8 protein-coding genes and 3 pseudogenes are annotated in these 9,440 nt (G+C 67.0%); 3 read left to right on the top strand and 8 right to left on the bottom strand.

The genetic code is table 11. The features are described 5' to 3' along the window. A partial coding sequence (locus ABT034_RS35070) for a helix-turn-helix domain-containing protein (protein WP_351221160.1) occupies positions 1-509 on the bottom strand: 509 nt, incomplete at its 3' end. A 374-nt stretch (positions 510-883) separates the two neighbouring features. Here ABT034_RS35070 and ABT034_RS35065 point away from each other — a divergent pair. Then, positions 884-1,495 (top strand): ATP-binding protein, encoded by a 612-nt coding sequence (locus ABT034_RS35065; RefSeq protein WP_351221159.1) that lies wholly within the window; start codon positions 884-886, stop codon positions 1,493-1,495. On the opposite strand, the gene ABT034_RS35060 is transcribed toward ABT034_RS35065, so the two are convergent. The 6 genes and pseudogenes from ABT034_RS35060 to ABT034_RS35035 all read right to left on the bottom strand — a co-directional run bounded on the left by ABT034_RS35060 (position 1,481) and on the right by ABT034_RS35035 (position 6,337). Beyond that, positions 1,481-3,067 carry an ISL3 family transposase gene (locus ABT034_RS35060; RefSeq protein WP_351221158.1) on the bottom strand — a complete coding sequence of 529 codons (1,587 nt, stop codon included), beginning with the start codon at positions 3,065-3,067 and terminating at the stop codon, positions 1,481-1,483. The two genes, ABT034_RS35065 and ABT034_RS35060, sit on opposite strands and share 15 nt — an antisense overlap. A gap of 29 nt (positions 3,068-3,096) precedes the next feature. Beyond that, the gene (locus ABT034_RS35055) at positions 3,097-3,582 is read right to left on the bottom strand and encodes a hypothetical protein (RefSeq protein ID WP_351221157.1); all 486 of its coding nucleotides are present in this window, start codon (positions 3,580-3,582) and stop codon (positions 3,097-3,099) included. A gap of 61 nt (positions 3,583-3,643) precedes the next feature. After that, positions 3,644-4,503, bottom strand: a protein-coding gene (locus ABT034_RS35050) for an IS5 family transposase (RefSeq protein WP_351221156.1) whose coding sequence is annotated in 2 segments (ribosomal slippage) — positions 3,644-4,161 and positions 4,161-4,503 — 861 coding nt in all. Because the reading frame shifts where the segments join, the coding sequence is not laid out codon by codon here. Positions 4,504-4,540: 37 nt separating this feature from the next. After that, positions 4,541-4,993 carry a hypothetical protein gene (locus ABT034_RS35045; RefSeq protein ID WP_351221155.1) on the bottom strand — a complete coding sequence of 151 codons (453 nt, stop codon included), beginning with the start codon at positions 4,991-4,993 and terminating at the stop codon, positions 4,541-4,543. A gap of 157 nt (positions 4,994-5,150) precedes the next feature. Next, positions 5,151-5,429 (bottom strand): annotated as a pseudogene (locus tag ABT034_RS35380) (ATP-binding protein); the annotation flags it as partial. Then, positions 5,426-6,337, bottom strand: a pseudogene (locus tag ABT034_RS35035) (IS5 family transposase). The pseudogenes ABT034_RS35380 and ABT034_RS35035, both read right to left, overlap by 4 nt. A 408-nt stretch (positions 6,338-6,745) precedes the next feature. On the opposite strand from ABT034_RS35035, the pseudogene tpg reads away from it, so the two are divergent. Further along, a pseudogene (tpg, locus tag ABT034_RS35030) lies at positions 6,746-7,009 on the top strand (telomere-protecting terminal protein Tpg); the annotation flags it as partial. Between the two features lie 404 nt (positions 7,010-7,413). Further along, complete coding sequence (locus ABT034_RS35025; protein ID WP_351221154.1) at positions 7,414-8,571, top strand: coiled-coil domain-containing protein; 1,158 nt, start codon at positions 7,414-7,416, stop codon at positions 8,569-8,571. A gap of 630 nt (positions 8,572-9,201) precedes the next feature. Here ABT034_RS35025 and ABT034_RS35020 read toward each other — a convergent pair. Further along, positions 9,202-9,440 (bottom strand): helicase associated domain-containing protein (locus ABT034_RS35020; protein ID WP_351221153.1); only part of this gene is annotated, 239 nt, incomplete at its 5' end.

The following is a 9,440-nucleotide window of genomic DNA, read 5'->3' as shown; positions in this document are numbered from 1 at the left end:
CCCTTGGGCGCGCCGTCGGCCGCGGTGAGTGCTTCGCGGGCGGTGTCGAGGCGGGGGTCGCCTTCGTACGCGTGCTGTTTGCGGGGGCCTTGGGGCTCGCCGGCGCGCCGGCCGCCGCCCTTGCCGCGGCCGGGGGCGTTGTCGCGGCGGTCGAGGACTTCGCGGCGAGTCCAGAGGCGTGCGCCGTAGAGGGTGACGCCGGGCGAGAGGTGGCCCTGGCTGGCGTAGGCGCGGATCGTGCTGGTGTTGATGCCGAGGATCGCTGCGGCATCGTCGACGGTGAGGAGGTCGTCGGGGTGTTCACCGGTGGGGAGCTCGGGGATCGGCCGCCCGGCGAGGTACGCGTCGGTCTGGGCGAGGTCGTAGAGGAGGTACCGGCTTTCGGGAAGCAGGTCGGGGACGCGTTCACGGAAGGCCGCAGCGTGCCGGCGGCGCCAGGTGGCGAGCGATACGCCGGCGCGGGCGGCGATGTCGGGTTCGTTGAGGACGGGACGGCCACGGGGGATCACTTCGTCTCCTCGGAGGCTCTGGGGTGTGGTTGAGTACGATGGCAGTGCAGGAACGGGTCCCTTTCGGGTCCGGACTTTGTGAGAAGCCGGCGGTGTGCCGGGTCGCTTCCGGGCGGCCCTCCGCCGGCTTCACTCATGTGCAGCACCCACACACGGGACGACATTTTCAACATTACATCATCCTGAATCGCCTGGGTGGTGATCCACGTCCATGCGGGATGTGGCTTTGTTCACGAGAACGGGTTCTGGCTCAACTTCTGTGATTGGCGACAATCCGTCACGGCTACAGGACGAGCGAGGAGCGTGGTGCTTGCCGTCGGCGGGTGTCATGATCGGCTGTGGCTGGCTGAAAAGTGCGGAGATGGGGAGGGCGAGTGGAGAGGTTCACCGTCGAGCCGCTTCGGGTGGTCGACTTCGTGGAGCACGTGCGGCGCCGCCCTGCGGGGTATTTCCTGGCCGATCAGGACAGCTCCGAACTTCCCACCGAGGTCCTGCGGGCGGTGGCCTGGGACGCGCTGCACCGTCGCGACGGCAGGCATGGACGGATCAGTGTCGAGATCGGATCTGATCTCAGCTTCACCGTGGAGAGCGATCAGCGCCCCAGTGCCGATGAACGGGAGAGGCTTCTTCCGGAATTCTTCGGTTCCCTGCTCGACATGTTCGACATGCAGCGCTGGGCTCCCTCCGCAGCTGCCGCACTCAGCGTCCGCACGGTCATCGAGGTGTGGTTGGATGGCCACGGCTATCGCCAGGAGCTCGCCGGGATGGACCTGACCGGCCCCAGGGAAGAGTTCATAGCGCCGAAATCCTTCGGGACCCGGACCACGTTCCACCTCGATCCTTCGTTCTGCGGTCCGGGCGAGGCCATCGCCTGGGCACTGCGGCCCGAAGAGCTGCACGGGGAAACGTGTAAGGAACATCCCTCACCCACGACGTTTCCGATTCACGATCTTCGCGCGGAGGCTGAAGAGTCACTCAGCAAGTAGGACTCGTTTTCGCAGAAGGTCGAAGTCGGCGCGGCCGAACATCTGGCGCTTGAGCATCTTGATCCGGTTGACGTGTCCTTCGACCACGCCTGAGTTCCAAGGCAGGGTGAGTCCGGCAATCACGGCCTCGCGGTCGCGGTCGATGCCTGCGGCGAGGGTGTGGAGGCTGGGGAGGTCGTCCTGGCGGACAGCGTCGAGCCATTCGGGGAGTCGTTGGCCTTGGCGCTCGGTAAGCATCTGGGCGAAGGACCGGACGTGGCCGGTGAGGGCGTCAAGCTCGGGGCAGTTGGCCAGCACGGTCTTGAGCCGGAGTTGCTCGATCTCCGTGAGCGTTTCCGGACGACTGAGAATCCATCTGGCCACCTGGCGGGGTGCCGGGGGTTGTGCGGTGACAGGCTGGGGTGAGGTGCGCTTCTTCCTGATGTAGGCGCTGACGATGCCGTAGCTGCCCTTGTAACCGAGCGGGACGATTTCCTCCCAGAGTTTCCAGGCGTTGGTGCAGCCCTCGTTCCAGCGTTCATCGAAGTAGGGCTTGTACTCGTCCAGCGCGGAGGCTCGGTTGAACTGGTACTGACCGGTGAAGAGGTCTTCCGGCCTGGCGGCATCGGCAAGGCTTTTGACGGTGCGGTGCGTCATGTGGAGTTGGCGGCCGATCGAGCGGTGGCTGTGGCCGGCTTTCAGCATTGCGTGAACCGTGGCGTGTCGGGCCCGGATGCGGTTGGCGAACCGGTCGCTCTTCCAGGGCGAGGCCGGGTCCACCACAGATGGTGCGGACTCGTCGGATCCCTCCTGGACCGGTTCGGGGGCCAGGACGCGCAAGCACTGGCGGTGGCGGGCAACAGCTCGCTCGGCGGCCTCGCTGAGGTTGTGCCACAGATGCCACCGGTCAGCGACCTGAATCGCTTGGGGTGCGCCAGCCGAAGCGCCTTCGGCGAAGAACGGAGCACGGTCCCGGCAGATCACCTCGATGCCCGGTCGCCTCGACAGCCACTTGGCCAGGCTGGACGCCTCCCGATCAGGCAGCAGGTCCACCGGCCGTCGGGTTTCGCAGTCGACCAGCACGGTGCCGTAGACGCGGCCCTTGCGCGTGGCGTCGTCGACGCCGACCACCCGCGGGGCCGGCACATCCGGCTCAGGCAGCACCTCGACCAGCCGCAGCACCGTACTGCGGCTGACAGACACCCCGAAGATGCCCGCCATCCGGGCACCAGCCCGGCCCGCGAGGGCGAGGCCGACCATGGCCAGGGTCGACCGCAGACGTTCGGTCCACCGGCTGTATCTCCGGGTCAGCCCTGGCATCTGCTCGACGAACGTCCGCCGTGCGCACGCAGCGTCCAGACAGAAGAACCTGCGGACTCGCAGGCATGGAACCACCCGTCGTCCCGCGTTGGGCACATCGGCGGGAAACCGCAGGTAGGAGCTGGGTATGCGGCTTGAAGAGCACCCGCAGCTCGGACACACCGCCTCAGCCGTCGTACGGCGGGCCTCGATTCGTACCGCCTCGTCACACACGTCCACTGACAGCACCGACACGTTGCGGACGATCGCGTTATTCCCCAGGGTGAAGTTCACGTAATTCCCCAGGTCCCGGCTTGAGAGGGCTAGGTTCTGTCTCCTTGATCGGCTACAGGCCGGGGCGCTTGCGGGTGGTTCATGGTGGTGCCGTCAGGGTTCCGCCCGAAGGCGGCCTCCAGAACGGCGGGGAGGTCTTCCTCGGGGACCGTGGTGCGCACGTCCGCCAGAACCTGGGGAAAGTCGTCATCGTCGATGACGCCCATGTGTTCCTGACGGAGTTGGTGGATGATCTCGACGAGCTCCGGTCTCAGCCGCATCCAGGCACGGGAGCTACGGATCTCTTCATCGACCTGGTGCATGAACCAGCGCATGACCTCGTACGGGACGTCAGTGTGTTCTGCGCTCGGGTTGAAGCACACCGTCGGCTCCCGTGCGGGATCCTCATCGGGGACGATTGCGGTCACGAGATTCCGTTGCCCGGCCACGAGATCCAGTTCCAGATACCAGGCGTCATCGGGCACGGAGTAGATCGCGGTGATCGCGTAGTCGCCGTTGGGGTGTCGAAAGACCATTGCCGCATGCTGCCACGCTGAGCTGAGGACGTGCCTCTCAAAATGGTGCGACCCGACGCCCCTACGCCCGGGCCCAGATGAGGATGGCGGCGAGGTGGAGCGCTGCCCGGTGGGCGATGGCGAGCTTGTTTGTTCGCATGGCCAGGCCGCGCCACTGCTTGAGCCGGTTGATGCATCGCTCGACCGCGTTGCGCTGCTTATATGCCTCGACGTCGAAGCCGGGCGGGCGGCCACCGGCGCGACCTCGCCGTAGTCGGTGCCCGACCTGGTCGGCGGGCTGCGGGATCACGGCACGGATGCCTCGCCGCCGGAGATGCTCACGGATCGCGCGGGATGAATACGCGCGGTCCGCCAGGACGGCCTCCGGCCGGGTTCGCGGTCTTCCTGGCCCACTTCGCGGAACACGGATGCCCGCCATGACCACCTCGAAGGCCGGCGCGTCACCCGCCTGTCCCGCCGTGACGCGGAGGGCCAAGGGCCGTGCGTGGCCATCGCTGACGAGATGGACTTTCGTACTCAGGCCGCCGCGGGAACGTCCGAGCGCATGGTCATCGGGCTCAGCCCGAAGTGGTGCCCCTTTTTCCTGGCTCCGGCGGCGTGCTGGTGGGCTCGGCAGACGGTGGAGTCCACCGACACAGTCCAGCCGATGTCGTCAGCACCGTCGGCCGCTGCCAGGAGCGCGGCGAGGATACGTTCCCAGGTACCGTCCACGGCCCACCTGAGCAGCCGTTTGTGAGCGGTCTGGAATGAGCCCAGCTCGTCCGGCAGGTCCCGCCAGGGGGAGCCAGTTCGGTACTTCCACGCGATGGCCTCCAGGGTTCGACGATGGTCGGCCCATCGCCGACCACGGACCGGATCGGCCGGCATCAACGGCTCGATCCGGTCCCACATCGCATCAGTGATCGCTAGCCGGACGGACATACCCGATCAACCGACAAGCGGATCAAGGAGACACGCTCTAGGTTGCGCCGGGCAGCCCCAGGGCGATCAGGAGGGCTGAGGAGAGTTCTTCCGCGAACAGGGCCGACCCGGTGAGCGTCTGCCGGATGGCTTCCTCGTCGGGCGTCAGTCCGGCAGCGGCCGACCAGGCGAGAGCGCCGGCCACGGCCGGTTCGACGGGGAACTGCTCCAGAGGGATCTCGTAGCTCTTCGCCATCTCCCGGTTGAGCAGGCCCTCCCAGCCGTCGCCGTCCGGAGTGAGGGCCTCGATGAAGCCCACGTCGCTGTCGAGAAAGGACACCATGACGGCCGGTGTCCCCGTTCGCTGGACGAGGTTCGCAAGGCTGCGCCGTTCGGCGTCGGCGAAGTCCGTGACCTGCCACCCGTCCGCCAACGCTTCCGTGTCGTCGATGCCTGTGAACCCCGCTGCCCGCATGAGCTGGTGCAGCTCCCCCGTGGACCGGGTTGCCAATGATCCGCCTGAATTTCCCATGGCCCGCAAGGTAGCCGATGCTTCTGACAAGCCAACTCGTGCCCCTGAGACGTCGGCATGGGAAGCCGGGACGGCGAACCCTAGTGGGCCTTGTCGGTCGTGTTCCTGGGCCGCTTGTTGGGGCGGTAGCTAGGCCGAGGTCGTCGGCCTGGGCCGCGGACAGCTGGCGCATGGCGAAGTCATCGAGGATGAGGACGTCGGGGCGGACGAGTTCGCGGATCCGTTTCTCCCAGGTGCGGTCCGCGTGGCCGCCGGCCAGGTCGGCGAGGATGCGGCTGGTCTTGGCGAACCGGACGTGGGCGCCCTGACGGGCGGCGAGGTGGCCGAGGGCCTGGGCGATGTGGGTCTTTCCGACACCGACGGGGCCGAAGAGGATGACCGACTCGCCGGCATGGAGCCAGCGCAGGGCGCCTAGGCAGTGTCTGACAAATGATCACGAGCTGGTTTCGCGGAGCCAGAGGATCAGTGAGGCCAGAACGACTCCGGCACGGTAGCGGTCGGCGAGCTTGTCGAATCTGGTCGCGATCGCGCGGAACTGCTTGAGGCGTGCGAAGCATCGTTCGACCACGTTGCGCTCGCGGTAGACGTCCTCGTCGAAGGCGGGCGGCCGACCGCCCAGGCGCCCTCGGCGCCGGCGGTTGGCCGCTTGGTCGCGGCGCTCGGGGATCGTGACGTCGATGCCGCGGCGCCGCAGCAGGTGCCGGATCGCCCGGCTGGAGTAGGCCTTATCGCCCAGGACTCGGGTCGGTGTCCTGCGCGGGCGGCCGGTGCCGACTCTCGGAACGCGGATCCCGTCGAGGACCTGGCCGAAGGCGGTGGCGTCGTTGACGTTGCCGGGCGTGAGCACGATGGACAGGGGCAGGCCCCGGCCATCGACGGCGAGGTGGACCTTGGTGGTCAGCCCGCCTCGGGACCGGCCGAGGGCCTGGCGCGTCTGAGAGCGGCCCGGATCTTCCAGTTCGTCCCCGCCTGCGCCCCCTTTTTGCGGGCGCCGGCCGCGTGCTGATGGGCGCGGTTGACCGTGGAGTCGACGGCGACGGTCCACTCCACCCGGCCCACCGCGTCGTCGCGGACCTGGACGTGTTCCAGCAGCTTCGCCCAGGTCCCATCCGCTTCCCAGCGGGCGAACCGCTCGTAGACGGTCTGCCAGGGGCCGTACCGCTCGGGCAGATCACGCCACGGAGCCCCGGTCCGCAGCCGCCACAGCACCCCGTTGACCACCTGCCGGTGATCACGCCACGGACGACCACGTCCATCCACCCGCGGCAACAGGGGCTCTATTCGCTCCCACGCCGCTTCCGTCAACTCGCCTCGACCTGCCACGAGATCAATGATCAGAGTGCTGGTGCTCGGACTCTCGCGCGGGGTCCGTCACAAAACGGCTCAGCCGGTAGGTGGTCGGCACCCCCAGGCGTCCGCACAGCGTGTCGATCCGGATCATCGACCCGTCGACTCCTGCTTCCCGAAGACGGCGCAACCTCGTACGCATCTCCGCCTGGTCCAAAGTCTCGACGACCACTTCCCACTGTCCCGCGTCGGTCGCGGTGCAAGCAGCAAGCCGCTGCCGCGCGTCCTCTTGCCGCCGCCTTCTCTTCCCCTGTCCTGGCACCTGCCCAGAATCACTGGCTGGCATCAGGACGGCAAGGCAATTGGACCGAGCACGCATACGCTCGATGATCATTTGTCAGACAAGCCCTAGCCAGAGACGGGCCAGCCTCATGGTCGACGTCCGACGTCCGCGCCCGGTTCGGCTTCACCGCCGCCCCCGGAACCACCGACGACGCCCGTATGCGCCACCTTAGCCTTGCCCTCCCGCCCCACCACGCCGCCCGCCTCCTCGCCGTCCAGGGGCAGGGGCAGGGGGCCACCGACCGCGAGCTCCAGCAGGCGACCGCCGAGGCTCTTGGCGAGGTCTATTTCCACGACGGTGGCCGCCGCGCCCATGACCTTCTGGTCGAGCTGACCGACATCGAGCAGATCCAGTTCGAGCTGTAGCCCGGTGTGACAGCACCGGCGGAGCACCGGCTGTGACTGAGCGCTTCACTTGACCAGTTGGGCGCCGGCTGGACAGGTTTACCCCCGGCCGTTCCCCGCGCGCCCACCGCGGGGCGCGAGCGTTTTGATCTGCCATCCTTCAGGCGTGGGCGCTGCGCCTCTTGCACGCTCGAATTCTTGGCGAGGAGTGAGTCTGATGGCGAAGCGGGGCACCGACCACTGGAGTGAAACCTACTGTGATCGGCGCTTTCACCCTCCACACCTGACGGGCCTGCCCTACTGGTTCTTCTGCCGACTTGAGCCCGGCCACGACGGAGCCTGCGACTGCGAAGCCGCCCACGAAGAGATGAGCACGACGGACTGAGGTCTACGAGCAGCCAACTCACACGCTCACCGGCCACACGATGGAGGCGAACCAGTCGCAACTGCGGGAGCGACTCGACCGCCTGCAAGCGTCCCTCGGCGAGGTGACCGCCGCCGCCGTCGAGCTTGCCGAGGTTCGCACCGGCCTTCTGCGTGACCGCCGGGGCCTGGAAGAGATTGACCTCGCAGCCCAGCAGAGGGCCGACGAGGTTCAGCAGCTGCTGGCGCGATTCGCTTTGCTGAAGGAGCAGTACGAGTCGGATCTGGCCCGGCTCCAGATGGTCGGTGAAGCCGGAACCCTCCTGGGCTACTTCCAGACTGGGACCTGCATTTTCTGCGGCGCCGAGCCTCAGCACCAGCACCCGGAGCACTACGCCGCCGAGAGCACCCAGCTGGCAGCCTCCGTATCTGCGGAGACGCGCAAGACAACCGACCTGCTCAGCGACCTGCTCCTCATGATCGAAGACCTGAAAGAACAGGCAGCGGACATAGAGTCGGCCCGCACCGCCCGACACGAAGAGCTCACACACAACGCTGCGGAACTCCGCGCACTCGATCAACGGATGCAGCCGGTCAACACAGACGCCACCGAACTGCTGAACACCCGTTCACGGGTCGAAAGCGAGCTTGCCCTGCACGCTCAGATCGAGCAGCTCGAAGACCTCAAGGAATCGCTGTCCACCGTGGCTCCCGCTCTGCCGACTGCCCGTCCTGACGGCATTCCCGCCACCGACATCGCCGACTTCGAGCGGGTGATCCATGAGACCTTGGAAGCATGGCATGTGCCGGGGAACAACCGCGCTCGCTACGACCCGACGACAGCCGAGCTGTCCGTTGACGGGCAGCCGCGAAAGAGCCGCGGCAGGGGTATGCGGTCCATCCTCCACGCCGCCTTCGCAGTATCACTCGCGCGCCGGAACACAGCCTGCGGCCTGATCCACCCGGGCTTCATCGTGCTGGACACGCCGGTCCTCACCTACCGTCGGCCCGAAGACCCGCACGAAGACCGTCCCGAGCTGATGACCGCCGACGTTGCCGAGAACTTCTACCGCGACCTCCTGGAGAACCCCCCGGGCCAGGTCATCGTGATCGAGAACCCCACACCGCCAGCGAGCATCAGGGGGCATGCCACCGTCCACGCATTTAGCGTGGACGGCTCGGTACGCCAGGGATTCTTCCCGCCCCGAGACGGGCAGTGAGAACCGGACACCTAATACGGGCAGCCGCGCGTGTCTTGGTCAGGCTCACTCCACTCCCAGTTCGGCGAGGGACGCTGCTGCCCCTCGCCGACCGTACACAGCTGCGCCGTGGCCAGATGGCTTCCCGACGTGGAACTGGAGGTGGTGTGTCGCCAAAGGGGGAGTAGCCGCAGGCTGATCAGGAGCTGGCGTCGCTGTCTCCACCATTGTTGGGATGATCGTCGGAATTATTGCGGTCACGGATTTTGCCGCGGAACCAACCGGCGGCTGCGAAAGTGAGAGCTACTGCGACCCCGGCGATGTAGTCGGGGATCGCGTCGGTGAGTATGGGCACAAGGGACATGGACGGCGCGGACGGCTGGCGAGCGTGCCCTGCCGCCGTGTGTCCGTCACCTCCCAGAAGCAGAAGACCTCAGCAATGTGCTGCTGATTGTGAGACGGAGATGTGACCTGTCGGTCCCGGGCACGCGGGTCCTCCAGTGGCGGCCTCGTCCAGCGCCTCACCAGGGTGGCGGGAAGTCCCCGGGGCTGATCAATGAACGAGCTGTGCGAACTCAGTCTGCCTCACGGGGGTGTCCCCTCGCCCCACTTTTCTGAACTTCGGCTGGTCTCCAAGACCAACCTCTCGATCTATGCCCACTGCACACCGAGTTCGGCGAGGGCGTCGAGCTGCTCCACCGTGAGCTTGTCGCGTCGGGTCTTGGTGTTTGATACCCATACGCCCAGCTTGATGGTCACCGGCTCCGTCTCGCCGTCGACCGTGATCTGTTCGCTGTGCCCCCTCGGCACGGGCCGGTGGGCGCCTTCTCGCTCTACCCACTGGGCGAGGGCGGTCAGGCCGCGTTGGAATGCCTGCTGTGCCTTGCTCG

The organism is Streptomyces sp. NPDC002773 (assembly GCF_040295605.1).
Lineage (GTDB): Bacteria > Actinomycetota > Actinomycetes > Streptomycetales > Streptomycetaceae > Streptomyces.
Note: the sequence above shows the minus strand (reverse complement) of the source record. Positions and strands in the feature narration are given on the sequence as shown.

Coding starts and splice junctions, on each gene's coding strand:
- ABT034_RS35055 (WP_351221157.1), bottom strand. CDS start 3,582: ATGGTCTTTCGACACCCCAACGGCGACTACGCGATCACCGCGATCTAC.
- ABT034_RS35025 (WP_351221154.1), top strand. CDS start 7,414: ATGGAGGCGAACCAGTCGCAACTGCGGGAGCGACTCGACCGCCTGCAA.